The organism is Parvibaculum sp. (assembly GCF_040882025.1).
Lineage (GTDB): Bacteria > Pseudomonadota > Alphaproteobacteria > Parvibaculales > Parvibaculaceae > Parvibaculum.
The window spans coordinates 15,636-35,526 of the sequence record NZ_JBBECC010000058.1; the positions used below are offsets into that span (position 1 = coordinate 15,636).

A 19,891-nucleotide genomic window follows, 5' to 3' on the forward strand; every position below is an offset into this window, starting at 1 on the left:
GTCAAAAAACTGTCACAAAACTGTCATATTAGAACGTAGCGGCATGCTTATCTCCGGCCCGAGGCTGCCCTCTTGCCAGAATAGGGTCAATACCCTAGCGTAGGGCATCTACCCTAATAAAGACCGGCGGCCAGAGCACCCGCTCTGTCGGCAAAGACGGCAACGGTAGGAACCCCAGGAGCGGGCGACGGCGAGGCCTTCACCCCGAGGCTGGCCCCCCCAGCTAGAGCCTCAGCGTCGCGATTACCGGCGCATGATCCGACGCCCGCTCCCACCCCCGCGCTTCCTTCACAACCTTCATCGAGACAGGCGCATCGGCGAGTGCCGGCGTCACCCAGATGTGATCAAGGCGGCGGCCGCGATCGGCGGCGAGCCAATCCTTGGCACGGTAGCTCCACCAGGAATAGAGCTTCTCGGTGTCCGGCACGAAGCGGCGCATCACATCGACCCAGTCGTGCGAGGCGTAGAGCTCGTTCATCAGATCGACTTCGACGGGGGTGTGGCTGACGACTTTCAGCAATTGCTTGTGCGACCAGACGTCGTGTTCGAGCGGCGCGATGTTGAGGTCGCCGACAAGCACCATGCGGTTTTTCGATTTCGTCCTGTGGCCTTCATAGAGGCCTATCATCTCGCGCAGGAAAGCGAGCTTGTGGGCGAACTTCTCGTTGATCTCCGGATCGGGTTCGTCGCCGCCGGCCGGCACGTAGAAATTATGAACGCGCAGGCCGCCCGGAATGTCGAGATCGGCGGCGAGATGGCGGCAGTCGCCTTTTTCGCAAAACTCGCGCGCCTCGATTTTCTTGAAGGGGATGCGGCTTGCGATGGCGACGCCGTGATAGCCCTTCTGGCCGTTGATCGCGACATGTTCGTAGCCGGCCTTCCTGATCGCCTTCAGTGGAAAGGCGTCGTTGACGCATTTGATTTCCTGCAGGCAAAGAATGTCGGGCTTTTCCTGCTTCATGAGGCGTTCGACAAGTTCGATCCGCAGGCGGACGGAATTGATGTTCCAGGTCGCAATTTTCAGGTTCACGGGGAGCGTCTTCCGATATGGCGGTGGGGTTCAGAAAATGTTGAGCGTCAGGCCGGCAATGCCGACGGGCCAGCGGCCGCGCGCGAAAAGCGAAAACTTGCGGCGGAAGGGATGGTCGCTGTCGGCCTCGACAATCAGCGCCAGCGCCGCGCCATGCGCGGCATGAAGGGCGGCGCCGGCGGCAGCGTTCATCAGTTCCTCGTCCTCGACTTCCCAGAAGGCGGCCGCGTCGCGCACGGCGTTGCCCAGGCGCTCGCCCAGCAGCGCCGAGACATGCGTCATTGCGATCGAAAGCCCGTCCTCGCTGAGACGCTCCAGCGCCTCGGCGGCAAGCGCGGCGCGCAGGCCCTCCTCGGCTTCCCAGTGCACGGGTTCGAAATCGAGCGTCGCGGCCGCGTCGGCGGCTTCGGCCCAGTCGCGCAGACGGGCGACCTCGGCATCGGGGAAACCCAGGCCGTCGAGCCAGGAGCGCGCCAGCGCGCGCGTCTCGGCATCGAGCGGGCGGCCGAGCTTCGAGAACCACGGCATGTTGACCGCTTCCTCGGCAAAGGCACGCAGACCCGCCAGTATCGGGATCTCCTCCTCGAGCCGCGTCAGCTCGGCATCGGAAATCGTCAAATGCGGTTCGCCGGGTTCGTCGAAGGGGCGCGACATGAAATTTTCTGCAATGAGCGGGAATGACGCGAGTCGCGCCGTGGGGGAGCTTAACGGTATATGGGGCCAGCGCAAAAAGTTGCGCCCCGCCGGGGGGAGGCGAGGCGCAACCGCGCTGTTCGCGCGTGGACGCCGGGAGGGGAAAAACCGGCGTCAGAGAGGGCTTGAAGCGCCGTCACGGGTGAGCGGGGGGCAGATCACCCGGGCGGCTTATACGGCTTGGCCCTCATGCAAAGTAAATAGGTGCGACCGGCCCGGCCTTCAATACGGTTTGTTTACATTTCCAAACTGTAAATTAATCCGTGTGACTCAATCTGAAATCACAATAAAATCAAAGACTTGAGGTTGGCGGCGCCCGCCCGGCGGCGGCCGGGCCGATGCGGCCGTTTGCCGCATCGGGTGCCGCCGGGCGCTCCGGAACAGGGCTCAGGCAAGCCCGAGATCCTTTGCCGTCAGGTCGACGCAGCGGCGGGCCAGCGCAAAGAGCTCGTCCATTTCGCTTTCCGTGATCGTCAGCGGCGGGCTCAGCACCATGGTGTCGCCGATGGCGCGCATGATGAGGCCGTTTGCAAAGCAGTGATTGCGGCAGGCCGCGCCGACGGTGCCGACGTCGGGAAATTTCCCGCGGGTCTTCTTGTCCTTCACCAGCTCGATCGCACCGAGCAGGCCGACGCCACGCGTACCGCCGACCAGCGGATGGGCGTCGAGCTCGGCGAGCTTCTTCTGGAAATAGGCGCCGGTCGCGCCGCCGGCCTTTTCGACCAGCTTTTCCTTCTGCATCAGTTCGAGATTGGCGAGCGCGACCGCGCAAGCGACCGGGTGGCCCGAATAGGTGTAGCCATGCGCCATCTCCTCGTCGGAATTGAAGAGGACGTCGCCGACACGCGCGCCGACGCCAACGGCGGCGATCGGCTGATAGCCGGAGGAGAGCCCCTTGGCCATGTTGATCATGTCGGGTTCGATGCCGTAGGTGTCCGAGCCGAACCAGTTGCCGGTGCGGCCGAAGCCGCAAATGACCTCGTCGATATGCAGCAGCACGTCGTATTTGCGGCAGATGCGCTGGATCTCTTCCCAATAGCCCTTGGGCGGAATGATGAGGCCGCCGGCGCCCTGCACGGGCTCGGCGACAAAGGCCGCGACGTTCTCGGGCCCGAGTTCAAGAATCCTTTCTTCAAGGCTCCGCGCGGCGAAAGCCCCATGTTCTTCCGGTGTGCGTTCGCCGCCTTCGGCAAACCAGTCCGGACATTCGACATGCACGAAGCCCGGCAGCGGCAGATCGAATTGCGGATGGAGATGCGGCAGGCCCGACAGCGAAGCGGCCGCCAGCGTGACGCCGTGATAGGACTTCTTGCGGGCGATGAAGGTTTTCTTCTTCGGCTTGCCCATCAGGTTCCAGTAGTAGCGGATCAGCTTGATCGCGCTGTCGTTGCCTTCGGAACCGGAATTGGCGAAGAAGAAACGATCGATGCCCTTCGGACAAACCTCCGCAAGCTTCTGCGAAAGTTCGGCGGCGTAGGGGTTCGTCGTCTGAAAGAAATTGTTGTAGTAGGACAATTCCTTCAGCGCCTTGTAGCCGGCCTGGGCCAGCTCCTCGCGCCCGTATCCCACCTGCACGCACCAGAGGCCGGCCATGCCGTCGATCAGGCGCTTGCCTTCCGAGTCGTAAAGCCAGACGCCCTCGGCATGGGTGATGACACGGGCGCCGGTCCCCGCGAGTTCCTTGTGCGTCGTGAAGGGATGGAGGTGATGGGCGGCATCCATCTCCTGCCAGCGTTTGGTCTGATTTGAAATCGCGGCGGTTTGCGACATGACGTCTGCTCCGTTTCCGAATGAAAGAAATTCGCGGAAGGCGCGGGCGGCGAGCGCCCGCGGGCGGAGCGGGTCTAAGGATTGTAGCCGATGCGCGCGCAGAGGATCAGCAGCTCGCGCTTGGCAAGCCGCATCCTTGCGGCGGGTGTGAAGGCATCGCTGGTCATGAGGCGATTATAGGCGAAGCGGCGCCCGGAGACCAGAAGGCTTCGCCTCACACGTTCAGCAACAAATGCTCGCGTTCCCAAGCCGAGATCACCTGCTGATAGGCTTCGTGTTCGGTCAGCTTGACGTCCATATAGACTTGCACGAAATCGGCGCCGAGCACTTCCTTCAGTTCGGACGCGGTGCGCAGATTGTCGAGGGCGTCGAGCAAATGGCGCGGCAGCGCGTAGCGCTTGCTGTCATAGGCGTTGCCGGTCATCTCCTTGGTCGGCTTCAAATCCTCGATCATGCCGATATAGCCGCAGGCGAGCGACGTCGCGATGGCGAGATAGGGATTGGCGTCGGCGCCGGGCACGCGGTTCTCGATCCGGCGGCCGGTGCGTTTGGCTTCCGGCACACGCAGGCCCACCGTGCGGTTTTCGTGGCCCCAATGAGTGTTGATGGGGGCTGCGTGATCGCGAACGATGCGGCGATAGGAATTGACGTTGGGCGCAAGCAGCGCCATCGCGTCGGGCAGGAATTTCTGCAGGCCCGCGATATAGGAGAGGAAGAGTTTCGTGTCCTTTCCGGCCTTGGTCGCAAAAAGATTGTCACCGGTCTCGTTGTCGATAATCGACTGATGGATATGCATCGCGCTGCCGGGCTCGCCCTCGTAAGGCTTTGCCATGAAGGTTGCATAGATGCCGTGGCGCAGCGCCGCCTGGCGCATGGTGCGCTTGAAGAGGAAAGCCTGATCGGCGATCTCGAGCGGATCGCCATGATCGAAATTGATCTCGACCTGGGCGGCGCCCGATTCATGGATCAGCGTGTCGATGTCGAGATCCTGCGCCTCGCAGAAATCGTACATGTCCTCGAAGATCGGATCGAACTCGTTGACCGCGTCGATACCGTAGGATTGCCGTGCCGTTTCCTGACGGCCATTGGCGCCGACGGGCGGCTCCAGCGGATAGTCGGGATCGATGTTCTTCGCCGCCAGATAAAACTCGATTTCGGGCGCGACGACCGGCTGCCAGCCCTTTTCGTCGAAAAGCGCCAGCACCCGCTTCAGCACGTTGCGCGGCGCGATCGGCACCGGGCGTCCGTCGCGATAATTGGCGTCGCAGATGATCTGCGCCGTCGGTTCGTCGTACCAGGGCACGACGCGCACGGTCGCGGGATCGGGATCGAGGATGATGTCGGGCTCGATGTCGCCGAGGAAATCGCTGTCGATATAGTCGCCGGTCACGGTCTGGCCAAAAATCGATTCCGGCAGCTTCAACGAGCGTTCGTTGAGGCCGGTAATGAACTTCCGTGTCGGGATGATCTTGCCGCGTGCGATACCCGCCATATCCGAGACCATGCATTCGACCTCGGTGATGCGGCGGTCCTTAAGCCACTTGACCAGATCTTCCGTGCTGCCGACCTTCGCCGGTTTTTCCTCGCCCATCTCCATGGGGCACCTTGCTTTCCTGTGTCGCCGTTTCGTTCGCGGCCGCTTCGCGCACCGCATCTCCAAATGCCCGGAAAAGTTTCTGCGAGACGGGGTTCTCCCAGTAGCGCCATTCCGGATGCCACTGCACGCCGAGCGCGAAACCTTTCGCCTCCGTCACGCGCACCGCCTCGATCGTGCCGTCCGCGGCGCGACCCTCGACCGTCAACCCGGGCCCAAGCCGCGCAATGCCCTGGCCGTGCAGCGAATTGACGGAAAGTTTCGACGCGCCGAGCAGGCGCTCGAAGGCGCCGCCCGCCGTCAACGTCACGTCATGGACGGGACCGTATTGGGTTTCGAGCGGATCGTCCTTCTTCTCGCGATGGTCGAAGCGCGGCGCGAAACCTTCTTCGCCCGGCTCTTCCTGCAAATGCTGATGGAGCGTGCCGCCGAAGGCGACGTTCAGCTCCTGAAAGCCGCGACAGACCGCGAAAAACGGCACGGCGCGGTCGACACAGGCGCGGATCAGATCGAGCGTCAACGCGTCGCGCTGGCGGTCCAGCAACACGCCTTCGCGTGGCGGCGAGCCGCCATAGAGTTCCGGGTGAACGTTCGAATGCGAGCCGGTCAGGAAGATGCCGTCGCAAAGGGCGAAGATTTCCTCAAGCCCGGTGGCTGTGTCGAAGGGCTCCCGCGGTACCGGCAGCAACACGGGCTGGCAGCCGGCGCCGCCATCGACGGCGGCGATGTATTTCTCGCCGACAGCGTGAAAGGGATGCGGCCCCAGCATCTTGACGTCGCAGGGCACGCCAACAATCGGGCGGCGGCGCGCGGGTTTCGGGGATTTCCGGGTCATGCGGGTTCAAATTACCACGCCGGACCCATGCGCGGTCAAGGTGCGGCAACCGCAAGCTGTCGAGGATATTCGACGGAAAGGCTTATCTTTTGCCGCCGACGGCCGGGCGCTGGTCGTCGCGCAGCGTGAAAAGCGCGTTGTCGGCGCGGATGCCCGACTGGACATTGCGCAGCGCCACCGTGGTTTGCAGGCCCTGCGCGTCGGTCACGACCCATTGGCGAAGCTGCATGTTGGGCTGGTCGAAAATCAGCGTGATCTGGCCGGGCGCCTCGCCGGTGCGGTCGGCCAGCGTGATCAGCAAGGCGCCGGGCTGGCTTTCGACATTGAGCACGCGCGCGCTTTTCGCAAGGTCGACATCGGCGGCCAGAAACAGGCTGAGCGGGGTCGAGGCGATCGGATAGCGCTGAGCGGGCGAGGTGCTGTCCTTGACAGCGACCCAGGTGCCGTCAGCCACGACGAGCAGATTGTCCGGGGGCTGATATTCGAAACGCAGACGGCCGGGACGGCGCAGATAGAACTTGCCCTCGGCGACCGAACCGTCGGGGCCGAGCTGCAGGAAATCGCCCTGCATGTTTTCGAGCGCGGCCAGATAGGCGCTTGCCGCATCGAGCGCCGCCTCGTCGCTCCGGACGGGCTCGGCCGCATCCGCCGCCGCTTCGGCGCGCGTGCTTCCCACCGCGCTGACGAAGGCCAGGATCAGCATGCCGATGCCAACCGCGGCGGCGGCAAACAGCATTCCCTGACGGATGCGATGGTTGTCTTCCAAGTTTCTCATGGCAATGAACATGGGCAACCTTTGTGGCAAAATCTGGAGGCAGGTTGGGCGTTTTGGCGACGCTGTCTTATCGGAACATTAACGGCCGGGCTTCTCTTTCCGTCGGACGTCAACGCTCGCCGACCAGAACCTCGCGCTTTCCCTGATGATTTGGCGGGCTGACCACACCCTGTTCTTCCATAAGCTCGATCAAGCGCGCGGCGCGATTGTAGCCGATCTGCAAACGGCGCTGGATGTAGCTCGTCGAGGCGCGCTTGTCGCGCGCGACGATCGCCACCGCCTTGTCGTAGAGGTCGTCGCCCGAGCCGGGGCTGTCGAAGGCGAAGGGGTCGCCACCCTCGTCCTCCTCGGCCGTGATCGCCTCGAGATATTCGGGCACGCCCTGTTTCTTCAGGAAGGTCACGACCTTCTCGACTTCCTCGTCCGACACGAAGGGTCCGTGGACGCGGCGGATGCGGCCGCCGCCGGCCATGTAGAGCATGTCGCCCTGGCCAAGAAGCTGTTCGGCACCCTGTTCGCCGAGGATCGTGCGGCTGTCGATCTTCGATGTCACCTGGAAGGAAATGCGGGTCGGGAAATTGGCTTTGATGGTGCCGGTGATGACGTCGACGGAGGGGCGCTGCGTCGCCGTGACGATATGGATGCCGGCGGCGCGCGCCATTTGCGCGAGGCGCTGCACGGCGGCCTCGATTTCCTTGCCGGCAACCATCATCAGGTCGGCCATTTCGTCGACGATAACGACGATGAAGGGCATGGGCGCAAGGTCCATTTCCTCTTCCTCGTAGATCGCCTCGCCGCTTTCGCGATCGAAGCCCGTCTGCACGGTGCGCACCAGAACCTCGCCGCGGGCGTTGGCTTCCGAGACGCGCGTGTTGTAACCATCGATGTTCCGTACACCGACTTTCGACATCTTGCGGTAGCGGTCTTCCATTTCCTTGACGACCCATTTCAGCGCGACGACGGCCTTTTTGGGCTCCGTCACGACGGGGGCCAGGAGATGGGGGATGCCGTCATAGACGCTGAGTTCCAGCATCTTCGGGTCGATCATGATCAGCTTGCACTGGTCGGGCGAGAGACGGTAGAGCAGCGACAGGATCATCGTGTTGATGCCGACCGACTTGCCGGAGCCCGTCGTGCCGGCGATCAGCAGATGCGGCATGCGCGTCAGATCCGATAGCACCGGCTCGCCGCCGATGTTCTTGCCGAGCGCCAGCGTCAGCTTCGATCCTGAATTCTCGTAATCGCGCGTTTCGAGAAGCTCGCGCAGATAGACCATTTCGCGGCGCGCATTGGGAAGCTCGATGCCGATGACGTTGCGCCCCGGCACCACGGCGACGCGGGTCGAGACGGCGCTCATCGAGCGGGCGATATCGTCGGCGAGCGAAATGACGCGCGAGGACTTGATGCCGGGCGCGGGTTCCAGTTCGTAAAGCGTGACGACGGGACCGGGACGCACCGAAATGATCTCGCCCTTGATGCCGAAATCGTCGAGCACGGATTCAAGCAGGCGGGCGTTCGCCTGCAGCGCGTCGTCGGTCAGCTTGGCGGTCAGGGCCGGCGGTTTCGGCCTTGTGAGCAGGCTCAAGGGCGGCAATTGATAATTGCCCGCAGGCTCCAGCGGCAAACGCGGCTGGGCCTCGCGGATGGCGCGGTTCGACGGTTTCAACGGCTTCGTTTCGCCGCGCGCGACGCGCGGGGCGGGGCGGTCGATTTTCGGTTCGACACGTTCGGCGAGCTGGCGCTCGCGCGCCGCGCGGCGGCGGGCGCGGCGCTCGGCGGCGCTTTCATCGAGGCTGCGCTGGCCGAAGCTGCCCTGCCTGCCGGCGCGGGCGGCATCGATTTCCGCCTGGGTCAGCGGCGCGTAATCGCCGCGCCGCAACAGGCGGTCCAGGCCGTCGGTCAGCCGGTCGCCGATTTCCCAGGCGAGAATGCGCAGGCGGCTCGGCTCGACATCGGGGCGATAGGGACGGGCGGGTGTTTCGTCGGCGTCCGCGCGGCGGCGCGGCCGTGCGCCGGATGAGTAGCGGCGTTCTTCCTCGGCAACGACCTTCGTCCCGCGCCAGTCGCGCAGCCGGACAAATGCCGCCCGCAAATCGGCCAGGGAAATGTCGGTCGCGAAGAGGAGCAGGAAAAAGGCGACGGGCACCGTCAGCAGAACCGTCAGCGTCCAGGCGACGGCGTCGGCGGTGAAGGGGGAAAAGAGACTGAAACCGAGCGCCGCCAGGCCGTCGCCGAGCAGACCGCCAAGACCGAGCGCCAGCGGCCAGAAGGAAAAGCGCGGCATGGCGCTCAGCGCCATTGCGGCGAAAAGCGTCGCGGCGAGCCAGGCGGCGACGCGGAAGACGAGCCAGTTCGCGCCGCGATGCGCGAAGGCGCGCGCGCCCCAGACGAAACAGGGCAGCAGCAGCACCACGCAGGCAAGACCAAGCGCATTCAGAAGGATGTCGGCGACATAGGCGCCGGGCAGACCCATCCAGTTGCCGGGCGGCCGTGTTGTCGCGTTGTTGAGGCTCGGATCGTCGATCGACCAGCTCAGCACGGACAAGAGCGTGAAGGCGCCGAGCGCGACCAGCGCGACACCCAGCCCCTCGAACGCGCGGCGCGCCAGGAACGCCCGCAACGACGGTGGCAGAAAGGCGAGCGGGTTGACGAGCCAGCTCCTCACGCGCTGCATCCTCCGATTGCCCCTCGGGGCGGCCTGCTTCCGGGAGCGGTTCCCCGGAGGCATCTTGCTCTTCTTTGTGGCAGGCTTGCGACCTGCCCGCGCCGACGCGCCGATCACAGGACCTCAGCCATGCGCGCCAGCGCTTCTTCGGTTTCGCCGAGGCCGTCGACCAGGGCGACGCGAATATAGGCCGCGCCGGGATTGCCCGGTGGACCGTAAGGCGAATCTTCGCGCGAGAGGTAGGCGCCGGGCAACACTTTCACGCCCGCCTTCGCCCAGAGTTCGCGCGCAGCCTTTTCGCCGTCGCCGACATCGAGCCAGAGAAAGAAGCCGCCCGGCGGCCGGTAAAAGCCCAGACGATTGCCGAAGACCCGTTCGGCGGCGTCGATCTTGGCGCGGTAGAGGTCGCGGTTGGCGGCGGCATGGGCGTCGTCGGCCCAGCAGGCGGCGCTTGCGGCCATCAGCGGCAGCGGCACTTGCGGCGCGGCGATGTTGCGGAAATTGCGGAAGCGGGTCATCAGGGCGCGCCCGCCGGCGCAGAAGCCCGAGCGCAGGCCCGGCAGGCTCGAGCGCTTCGACAGCGAATGGAAGACGATCAGATCGGCGAAGGAGTCGGCCGCACCGGCATCGGCCGCCAGCGCCGCCTGCAGGGCGCTTGCGGGCGGTTCGCGGTCGTAGATGTCGGCATAGCATTCGTCGACCGCCAGCACGATGCCGTGGCGGCGGGAAAGCGCGACGAGGCGCGTCAGCCAGTCGAGGCTCGCCACCGCGCCTTGCGGGTTGGCCGGCGAGCAGAAATAGATCATCGCGGTGCGGGCGAGCAGCTCTTCGGGCAGAGCTTCGAAATCGGGCATGAAGCCCGTTTCGCGGGTCGAGGCCACATAGACCGGCTCGGCACCGGCGGCCAGCGCGGCTGCCGCATAGCACTGGTAGAAGGGATTGGGCATCAGGATGGCTGGCCGCTTGCCCCGTTTTTCCGGCGGCGTCGCGACCAGAGCGATGTTGAAAAGGGCCTCGCGGGTGCCGTTGACCGGCAGGATCTGAAGATCGGGGTCGAGGGCGGCGCCCTTGCCGATCGCGTCGGCGATACCATAGCGCCGGCCGAGCCAGCCGGCCGCAGCGGCGCGGAATTCGGCGGTACCGACGATCGGCGGATATTTGCCGAAAAGCGCCGCATGGCGGGTGATTTCGTCCATCACGAAGGGCGGAAAGGGGTGCTGCGGTTCACCCAGCGACATGACAAGCGGCGGCTTGCCCGGCGCGATCCCCTCGATCAGCGCATTGAGACGCGGGAAGGGGCTGTCGGGCAGGCTGTCGAAACGGGAGGCGGATGCACTGTCCGTCATGAAACTCGCGCGGGATTCGGGGCCGGGTTTGAGGAAACGGGCGGGTCCCAATGGTTAAGCTGGCGCGATCTTAGCGGTGGCCGTGCGATGGGTCCAGTGGTGCGGCACGCCGCACCCGGTGGAAAAAGCTGTGGAATTCCCGCGCCTTATCCACACAATTGCAAGCAAATTATTAACCATTGGTTAACGATCCAGGGCGGCCCGCGGCCGCCCTGGAGAACGCGGTCAGCGAACCGGAATCTCGGATTCGGGGTTGGCGCCGATATTGTGGATCGACAGGTCGGCGCCGCGGCGCTCCTGCTCCTCGGTCAGGCGGATGCCGACGACCAGCTTCAGGCCGCCATAGACGGCAAAACCCAGCGCGGCGGCATAGACGACGCCCGCCAGCGAGCCGGCAAGCTGGCTCATGAAAGTGACGCCGCCAAGGCCGCCCAGTTCCACCATGCCGAAGATGCCGGCCGCCACGCCGCCCCAGAGGCCGCAAAGCCCGTGCAGCGGCCAGACGCCCAGCACATCGTCGATCTTCAGACGGCGCTGGCAGAAGTCGAACATGACGACGAAGAGGGCGCCGGCAACGCCGCCGACGATCAGCGAGCCGACGGGGTGCATGATGTCGGAGCCGGCGCAGACGGCAACGAGGCCCGCCAGCGCGCCGTTATGGATGAAGCCCGGATCGTTGCGACCGGCAACCAGCGAGGCCAGAATGCCGCCGGCCATGGCCAGCACCGAATTCATGGCGACGAGGCCGGAGACGCCCTCGAGCGACTGGGCCGACATGACGTTGAAGCCGAACCAGCCGATGCAGAGCAGCCAGGAGCCGAGCGCCAGCCACGGGATCGAGGAGGGCGGGAAGCCGATCAGCTTGCCGTCCGCCGTGTAGCGGCCGGCGCGGCGGCCGAGCATGATGACGGCGGCAAAGGCGAGCCAGCCGCCGACCGCGTGCACGACGATCGAGCCCGCGAAATCGTGGAAGGGCGCGCCGAAGGCGCCTTCCAGCCAGTCCTGGAAGCCCCAATTGCCGTTCCAGACGAGACCCTCATAGAAGGGATAGACCAGACCGACCACGATTGCGGTTGCGACGGCCTGCGGCCAGAAGCGGGCGCGCTCGGCGATGCCGCCGGAAATGATCGCCGGAATGGCGGCCGCGAAGGTCAGCAGGAAGAAGAACTTCACCAGACCGAGGCCCTGCGGACCGTAGGCGGACCCCTCCGTTGCGCCGCTCAATTCGGCGGCGCCGACCAGAAAGTCGACGCCATAGGCGACGCTGTAGCCGATGAAGAAATAGCTCACCGTCGAAACGGCGAAATCCGCCAGAATTTTCACCAGCGCATTGACCTGGTTCTTGTGGCGCACCGTGCCGACTTCGAGAAAGGCGAAGCCCGAATGCATCGCGAAAACCAGAATCGCGCCCATCAGAATGAAAAAGACGTCGCCGCCGGCGCCGAGGCCGGCGCTTGCGCTTTCGATCGGATCCATGGGAGATCTCCCTGTTCGTTGCCACCGGTCGCCCGGACGAACTCCCCCGTCGGGCGGCTGAGAGCCGTTGCCGGCCTTTTTCTTCAGCGCCCTGCTCAATCAAGAGGCATGCCACAGCGATGCTGCTTTGAACGGCAGGGACGATCAATGGTTTAGCAGGAAGGGTTACGGGCGGGTGCTCAAAACCGCCTAGCGAATGAACACGCTTTGGAGGCAATCGGCCTAAATGTTATGCAAATAAGGCGCTGCCTGGAAATCAGGCGGGGCGATGTTTCGGTTCGTCCGCCATTCCCGCTCGCGGAAAAAACGGAGCCCGGGAGGGGACCTACCGGGCTCCGAGGTTCACCGCCGACGCCCCGAATTTGGTGGCAGGGGACGCCGGCGGCTGCGGGAGGAGAGCGGAGACCCGAGGAAGGCCTCCGCGCTCATGATTGTCGAAGCTAGTTGGTCACGAACTCGGGATAGGCTTCGATACCGATCTCGGCCTTGTCCATACCCATCATTTCCTCTTCCTCGGTGGAGCGGATGCCGATTGTGACACGCAGCGCCAGCCAGAGGATGAGGCTCGTCAGAGCCACGAAGAGGCCGATCGAGACGACGCCCGTCGCCTGGACGGCGAAGCTCGTGTCCGCATTGGTCAACGGAACCGCCATCGTGCCCCAGATGCCGGCGAAGAGATGGACCGGGATCGCGCCCACCACGTCGTCGATATGGAGCTTGTCGAGCAGCGGCACCGTCAGCACGACGATGATGCCGCCGATGGCGCCGATGCCAAGCGCCCAGCCCAGCGTCGGGGCCAGCGGTTCGGCCGTGATCGAGACGAGACCGGCAAGCGCGCCGTTCAACGCCATGGTTATGTCGACCTTCTTGTAGAGGAGCTGCGTCAGCGCCATCGCCGCGACCACACCGCCGGCGGCGGCGATGTTGGTGTTGATGAAGATGGTCGCCACCGCGTTCGCGTCGGCGACGGTGCCCAGCGCGAGCTGCGAGCCGCCGTTGAAGCCGAACCAGCCCAGCCAGAGGATGAAGGTGCCGAGGGTGGCCAGCGGCATCGAGGAACCGGGCATCGGGTTGATGCCGCCGCCCTTGACGTATTTGCCGAGGCGCGGCCCGAGGATGATCGCGCCCATCAGCGCGGCCCAGCCGCCCGTCGAGTGAACGATCGTCGAACCGGCGAAGTCGGAAAAGCCCATTTCGCTGAGCCAGCCGCCGCCCCACTGCCAGGCGCCCTGGATCGGATAGATGAAGCCGGTCAGGAAAACCGTGAAGAGGAGGAAGGGCCAGAGGCGGATGCGCTCGGCCAGCGTGCCCGACACGATCGACGCGGCGGTGGCCACGAAGACCATCTGGAAGTACCAGTCGGACGCTGACGCATAACCCGTGCCGTCCGCAGAGGCACCGGCCGAGTCGTCGACGCCCCAGAGCGACAACGAGCCGAAATAACCGCCGTCGACGCCGTCATACATCAAGTTGTAGCCGACGAGATAATAGAGAATGCCGGCGATCGAATAGAGGCCGATATTCTTCGTGCATTGCATCGCGACATTCTTGGAGCGGACAAGGCCCGCTTCGAGCATGGTGAAGCCCGCCGCCATCCACATGACGAGGAAGCCCGTCATCAGAAACAGCAAGGTGTTGAAGATATATGCCGTTTCCGGGGCGCTCAGTTCGAACGCCTCTTCCGCGATCTCTTCGACTTCCTGCGCCATCGACGGCACAGTCATTGCCAGTATCGCGAGCCCCGCCATGCCCGCCAGGCGTGTGTATCTTCCTAATTCAGTCATCGTTCCTCTCTCGTTAGAGGGTTGCCGTCCCCGTTGCCGCGAAACCTCTTCGATCCGTATAGGGATTAAATAGCTTCCGCGTCCGTCTCGCCGGTGCGGATACGCAGCACCTGCTCCACGGAAATTACAAAAATCTTGCCATCGCCGATCTGACCGGTCTTGGCGGCGCCGCTGATGGCCGAAACGACGGCATCGGCCTGGCCGGCAGCGACCACAATCTCGATCTTCAGCTTCGGCAGAAAGTTCACCGCATACTCCGCGCCGCGGTAAATTTCGGTCTGACCCTTCTGACGGCCGTAGCCTTTGACTTCCGTCACCGTCAGGCCCTGGACGCCGATCGCGGTCAACGCTTCACGGACTTCGTCCAGCTTGAATGGCTTGATGATCGCCATAACGAGCTTCATTTGAGTTTCCTCTTCGTCTTGCCGCCGGGCCGCCTCGTGCTCCCGGCGTGTTGCTTGTCCATTCCCTGCCGCAAGACGCGTTGCGACGGCGGCAAGGGCGCGGACCGATACTACCAATCAAGAACCGTGCCGCGCCGCGAAGATGAAAAACGCGCCGGAGTCCGGCCGATTTCCGGGCGCGAACGGGCACTATGCGCCGTAATGCCCTCCTCGCAGCGCGGGGCTGCACAAATTCTGTGCACGGCTTTCCGCCGACAGTCAGCCCACGGATCGATGCCGTGCAGGGCGCATTTCCGTGCAAACAAAAAGGGCGCTCCATCAAGGAGCGCCCCTTTCGCAGCGATGCCGCGCCGTTTACTGGATCACTTCGCCATGCTGGCTGATGTCGAGGCCGTCGACCTCTTCCTGCGGCGTCACGCGCAAGCCGAAGAAGACCTTCGTCACCATCAGCAGAACGAATGTGCCGAGGCCGCAATAGACGATCGTGGCGACGACGCCCTTGATCTGGATGCCGACTTGGGCCCAGTTGCCCTCGAGCCCGCCCAGCGGCGCATCGCCGCCGGTGATCGCCACGGTGGCGAAGACACCGGTCAGGATCGCGCCGACAATGCCGCCGACCGCGTGTACGCCGAAGACGTCGAGCGCGTCGTCATAGCCGATGGCGCGCTTGATGCTGGTTGAGGCGATGAAGCAGATCACGCCGGCGGCGAGGCCGATCCAGAGCGCACCCATCGGATCGACGAAGCCGGCGGCCGGCGTGATCGCGACAAGGCCGGCGACCGCGCCCGTCGCGAGGCCGAGCAGCGTCGGTTTGCGGTGGACGATCCATTCGGCAAACATCCAGCCGAGCACCGCCGTTGCGGTCGCGATCTGCGTGACGGTCATCGCCATGCCGGCGCGGCCGTCGGCGGCAAGCTGCGAGCCGGCATTGAAGCCGAACCAGCCGACCCAGAGCAGCGCCGCGCCGACCATCGTCAGGATGACGTTGTGCGGCGCCATGTTTTCCATGCCGAAGCCCTTGCGCGGTCCGAGCACCAGACAGGCGACCAGACCGGCGACGCCGGCATTGATGTGCACCACCGTGCCGCCCGCGAAATCGAGTACGCCGTCTTCGGCGAGGAAACCGCCGCCCCAGACCCAATGGCAGATCGGCGCGTAGATGAAGAGCACCCACAGCGTCATGAAGACCAGCATGCTCGAGAACTTCATACGGTCGGCGAAAGCGCCGACGATCAGCGCCGGCGTGATGATCGCGAAGGTCATCTGGAAGGTCATGAAGACGCTTTCGGGGATCGTGCCCGACAGCGCATCGACGGTCAGGCCCGACAGGAAAAGATTGTCGAGGCCGCCGACATAGGCGTTCACCGAACCGCCGTCGCCGAAGGCCAGCGAATAGCCGGCCACCATCCAGACCACCGACATCAGCGCGGCGATCGCGAAAACCTGTGCCGCCATCGCGACGACGTTCTTCTTGCGGACCATGCCGCCGTAAAACAGTGCGAGCCCCGGAATGGTCATCAGCAGCACCAGCGCGGTGGCGGTGAGCATCCAGGCCGTGTCGCCGGCGCTCAGCTCGACGACGTCTTCCTGGGCGAGGGCGCCGCCTGCCGTTGCGGCGAGTGCAAACACGCCGGTGGCGGCGGCGAGCGCGCCCCGGCGGATAGTCCCCCATTTTTCAGTTCTGTCGGTCATTCGTCTCTCCATATGCCGCCGGTGGGCCTTGCCCCCGGCTTGTTGCGCGCGGCGCGCCGCCCGTCTCCCCGGCGGGCAGTCTTCCGGCGCTTGCCTCCCCATTCTCAAGAAATGTGCCGTTTGCCTCGAAAGATCTATCTATCTGTAATCATTGAACGAACGCGTTCGTTTTTCGAGCCGGTCTACTTCGGGCGCAGACGAAATGCACAGAAAACGCTCAAATTTTTCAAACTGCATATTTTTTGTGCTTTCTGCCTTTTGTGAGTCGTCTGTCCGGGGCGATCGGCCCGGAATAGTGGCACTTTCCCGAAGTATGGGGTGGGTTTCGCGGCATCGGGGCTTCGGCTAAGCTTTCGCCACAAAAAGTGGAGTGTAACTCCGCAAACAGAGGGATGGGCGCGACCCGCGTAGCGGTTTGCAGCCCGGGAACAGGGACGGGGAGGTCATGGCGGATCTGGCGAAGAACTGGCCTGTGGCGGTCAACGCCGCGGCAGGCGTTGTGCTGGCGGGCTTTATCGGCTGGCAATTGATTTCGAGCGGTGCGGAGGAGGGGGTGCCGACGGTCACGGAGGCACCCGCCATCGAGGCGCCGGCGGAAGAGGCCGAGACGCGCGCGCTTGCCGACATCGACGGCGCGCGCATTGCGGACGCCGACAGCGAACCCGGCAACTGGCTTGCCCATGGCCGCACCTATGACGAGCAACGTTTCTCGCCGCTCGATCAGATCAATGACGGCAATATCGGTCAGCTGGCGCTTGCCTGGTCGCTCGACACCGATACGGCGCGCGGCCTCGAGGCGACACCGATCGTGGTCGACGGCATCATGTATCTCACGCTCAACTGGGGCATCACCATCGCGGTCGATGCGAAGAGCGGCAGCGAACTCTGGCGCTTCGATCCGGAAGTGCCCGGCGAGTGGGGCCGCTACGGTTGCTGCGACGTCGTCAATCGCGGCGTCGCCGTCTGGAAAGGCCGCGTCTACACCGCGAGCTTCGATGGCCGGCTTTTCGCGCTCGACGCGAAGGACGGGTCGGTCGTCTGGGAGGTCAACACGATCCCCGGATCTCCCTACACGATCACTGGAGCACCGCGTGTCTTCGAGGACATGGTCGTCATCGGCAATGGTGGCGGCGAATATGGCGTGCGCGGTTATATCACCGCCTATGACACGGAGACGGGCGAAGAGCGCTGGCGTTTCTATACCGTGCCGGGCGACCCCTCATTGCCGCTTGAACATCCCGAGCTCGCAGCAGCCGTTCCGACATGGAAAGGCGGCGAGTGGTGGAAGGTCGGCGGTGGCGGCACTGCCTGGGACTCGATGGTTTTTGAGCCCGAGACCGGAACGCTCTATGTCGGCACAGGCAACGGCTCGCCCTGGACGCGCGAAATCCGCTCGCCCGGCGGCGGCGACAATCTCTACATCTCGTCGATCCTGGCGCTCGACGCGAAGACCGGTCGCATGAAGTGGTATTACCAGACGACGCCGGGCGACAACTGGGACTATACCGCGACGCAGCCCCTGATGCTTGCCGACATCGAGATCGACGGCGAAGCCCGCCGGGTCATCATGCAGGCGCCGAAGAACGGCTTCTTCTATGTGCTCGACCGCACCACCGGAAAGCTCATTTCGGCTAACCCGTTCTCGACCGTCACCTGGGCGAGCCATGTCGATCTCGAAACCGGCCGTCCGGTCGAAACGGGCGAAGGCGAATATGGCGACCGCACGGCCTTTGTGCTGCCTTCCGCCAATGGGGCGCATAACTGGCATCCGATGGCTTTCCATCCCGGCACCGGCCTCGTCTACATCCCGACGCAGGATATTGCCGGTATCTATTCGCTCAGCGAACAATGGAAGACGGAGAAGAAGTTCACACCGAAAAACAACTGGTGGAACACCGGCATCGACTGGACCGATTATGTCGATGCGATCAACGCGCTGCCGGAACTGCCGATGGAGAAGGGCTATCTCAAGGCGTGGGATCCGGCGACGGGTGAAGTGAAGTGGCAAGCGGAATATCCGGCGCCACTCAATGGCGGCGTGCTGGCAACCGCGGGCAATCTCGTTTTCCAGGGCACGGCCGACGGCTATCTCTATGCCTACAAGGCCGATACCGGCGAACAGGTCTGGGCGCAGCACATCCAGACCGGCATCGTCGCGCCACCCGTGACCTATACGGTTGATGGCGAACAGTACCTCTCGGTGCTGGCGGGCTGGGGCGGCGTCAATATCGTCTCCGGCGATGCACGCACATCGGCGGCGGCGAAATACGGCAATCAGGGACGCCTGCTCGCCTTCAAGATCGGTGGCGGCGGTAACCTGCCGCAGCTTGCGATGCTCGACCAGTCGATCCCGGAGTGGCCGCCGCTCACGGCATCGGAAGAAACCGTGCGGCAGGGCGAGATTGGCTATGCGACCTATTGCATGCTCTGCCACGGCGCGCTTGCCGTGTCGCCCGGCGTCACGCCGGATCTCCGCCGTATGGGCGAGAGCGTGCGCGAGCATTTTCAGGACGTCGTGCGCGGCGGCATTCTCTCCGACAACGGGATGGCAAGCTTCGCCGATCATCTGTCGGAAGAAGATGTCGATGCGATCCTCTCCTATATCCAGAAGCGAGCGCTCGAAGACAGGGCGCGGGACGAGCCCACCAACTGACGGGCTCGGCGCGCCGCACGAAGGAAGCCCCGGAGATCGTTCTCCGGGGCTTCTTTTCAACGCAATACGCGTTCGACCGAGAGCGCGAGACGAAGAAGCTTTTCCTCCGTGAACGGAGAAGCCTGCAGCATCAGTCCGACAGGCAGTCCGTGCGCATCGTAGCCGGCAGGCAGCGTTATCGCACACAGGCCGAGCTGGTTGCCGATCGTGGCATTGCGAAGCGCCATGCGGTTGGTGCGGAAATAAGCCGCGCCGCCGGCTTCGAGCGCCGCGATGGGCGGGGGCGAAATCGCAACGGCGGGCAGCAGCACGGCGTCGACACCCGCCGTCGCCACAAGATAGCGGGCGCGAATTTCAGCGCGCTTCAGATCGGCCGCGATAATGTCGGCGGCGGTGAGCGCCGCACCGGCCATCACGCGGTCAAAGACCGGCGGGTAGATGTCGGCCTTGCCGGCGGCCAGCATGTCGCCCCACCGGGCATAGGCCTCGGCGACGAGACGGCTCGATTTCGGCGACCATGTCAGTGCGTCGATCTCATCCAGTTCGGGTAATTTGTGTTCAACGATTTTTGCTCCGGCATGGACGAGGCGGCGGATGGCGGTTTCGAGCGCGTCGGCAACGCCTTCGTCGAGTTCCGACCAGCCGATGCCGCCGGGCAGCCAGAAAACGGCGCGGGAAAGATCGAGCGTGTCCACCGGGCGTGCCTGCCGTCCTTCGAGAAGCGCGAAGAGGGCGGCGGCATCCTCGACAGTTCTGGCCAATGGCCCCACCGTGTCGAATGTCGGCGACAGCGGCACCGTGCCGCCAAGCGGCAGGCGACCGGCGGTCGTCTTCAGGCCGACAAGTCCGTTCCATGCCGAAGGAATGCGGACCGAGCCGCCGGTGTCGGTGCCGATTGCACCGGCCGCAAGCCCGCGTGCAACGGAAACACCGGCGCCCGCCGAAGAACCGCCCGGCACGCGTTCGACATGTTCATCATGCGCATTGGCCGGCGTGCCGAATTTCGGGTTGATGCCGAGGCCGGAAAAGGCCAGTTCGGTCATGGTTGTCTTGCCGAGGCAGACGGCACCCGCGCGCGTCGCCCGCACCAGCACTTCCGCATCACGCGCCGGAACGCGATTTTTAAGTGGCAGCGAACCTGCCGCCGTTGCTTCGCCGGCCGTGTCGAACAGGT

General features: G+C 64.4%; 14 protein-coding genes. 1 reads left to right on the forward strand and 13 read right to left on the reverse strand.

The window, feature by feature from the left end:
• Positions 1–223: 223 nt before the first annotated feature.
• The 12 genes from xth to WEB61_RS03920 form a co-directional block, all read right to left on the reverse strand.
• Positions 224–1,030: an exodeoxyribonuclease III gene (gene xth / locus WEB61_RS03865; RefSeq protein ID WP_368063007.1), complete on the reverse strand. Its 807-nt coding sequence runs from the start codon at positions 1,028–1,030 to the stop codon at positions 224–226.
• Positions 1,031–1,060: 30 nt separating this feature from the next.
• The gene (locus WEB61_RS03870; protein WP_368063008.1) at positions 1,061–1,684 is read right to left on the reverse strand and encodes a hypothetical protein; all 624 of its coding nucleotides are present in this window, start codon (positions 1,682–1,684) and stop codon (positions 1,061–1,063) included.
• A gap of 426 nt (positions 1,685–2,110) precedes the next feature.
• A complete protein-coding gene (locus WEB61_RS03875) occupies positions 2,111–3,493 on the reverse strand; it encodes an aspartate aminotransferase family protein (protein WP_368063009.1) in 1,383 nt (460 codons plus the stop codon).
• Between the two features lie 214 nt (positions 3,494–3,707).
• Positions 3,708–5,090 (reverse strand): glutamine synthetase family protein, encoded by a 1,383-nt coding sequence (locus WEB61_RS03880; protein ID WP_368063010.1) that lies wholly within the window; start codon positions 5,088–5,090, stop codon positions 3,708–3,710.
• Entirely contained in the window at positions 5,026–5,922 is an 897-nt protein-coding gene (locus WEB61_RS03885) for a gamma-glutamyl-gamma-aminobutyrate hydrolase family protein (RefSeq protein ID WP_368063011.1), read from the reverse strand. The genes WEB61_RS03880 and WEB61_RS03885 overlap by 65 nt, the downstream gene beginning before the upstream one ends.
• An 82-nt stretch (positions 5,923–6,004) precedes the next feature.
• Positions 6,005–6,688 carry an outer membrane lipoprotein carrier protein LolA gene (locus tag WEB61_RS03890; protein ID WP_368063012.1) on the reverse strand — a complete coding sequence of 228 codons (684 nt, stop codon included), beginning with the start codon at positions 6,686–6,688 and terminating at the stop codon, positions 6,005–6,007.
• 118 nt (positions 6,689–6,806) lie between these two features.
• Positions 6,807–9,362, reverse strand: a complete 2,556-nt coding sequence (locus tag WEB61_RS03895; protein WP_368063013.1) for a DNA translocase FtsK — start codon at positions 9,360–9,362, stop codon at positions 6,807–6,809.
• Between the two features lie 113 nt (positions 9,363–9,475).
• Positions 9,476–10,708, reverse strand: coding sequence for an aminotransferase class I/II-fold pyridoxal phosphate-dependent enzyme (locus WEB61_RS03900; RefSeq protein WP_368063014.1), 1,233 nt, complete (start codon positions 10,706–10,708; stop codon positions 9,476–9,478).
• Between the two features lie 225 nt (positions 10,709–10,933).
• The gene (locus WEB61_RS03905) at positions 10,934–12,184 is read right to left on the reverse strand and encodes an ammonium transporter (protein ID WP_368063015.1); all 1,251 of its coding nucleotides are present in this window, start codon (positions 12,182–12,184) and stop codon (positions 10,934–10,936) included.
• A 440-nt stretch (positions 12,185–12,624) separates the two neighbouring features.
• Positions 12,625–13,968: an ammonium transporter gene (locus WEB61_RS03910; protein WP_368063016.1), complete on the reverse strand. Its 1,344-nt coding sequence runs from the start codon at positions 13,966–13,968 to the stop codon at positions 12,625–12,627.
• A gap of 65 nt (positions 13,969–14,033) precedes the next feature.
• Positions 14,034–14,372, reverse strand: a complete 339-nt coding sequence (locus WEB61_RS03915) for a P-II family nitrogen regulator (protein ID WP_368063017.1) — start codon at positions 14,370–14,372, stop codon at positions 14,034–14,036.
• A gap of 354 nt (positions 14,373–14,726) precedes the next feature.
• The gene (locus tag WEB61_RS03920; RefSeq protein WP_368063020.1) at positions 14,727–15,920 is read right to left on the reverse strand and encodes an ammonium transporter; all 1,194 of its coding nucleotides are present in this window, start codon (positions 15,918–15,920) and stop codon (positions 14,727–14,729) included.
• A gap of 589 nt (positions 15,921–16,509) precedes the next feature.
• Here WEB61_RS03920 and WEB61_RS03925 point away from each other — a divergent pair.
• Positions 16,510–18,717: a PQQ-dependent dehydrogenase, methanol/ethanol family gene (locus WEB61_RS03925; protein WP_368063018.1), complete on the forward strand. Its 2,208-nt coding sequence runs from the start codon at positions 16,510–16,512 to the stop codon at positions 18,715–18,717.
• Between the two features lie 56 nt (positions 18,718–18,773).
• Here the strand turns inward: WEB61_RS03925 and WEB61_RS03930 are convergent.
• On the reverse strand, positions 18,774–19,891 hold a 1,118-nt coding region (locus tag WEB61_RS03930; RefSeq protein ID WP_368063019.1), incomplete at its 5' end, for an amidase.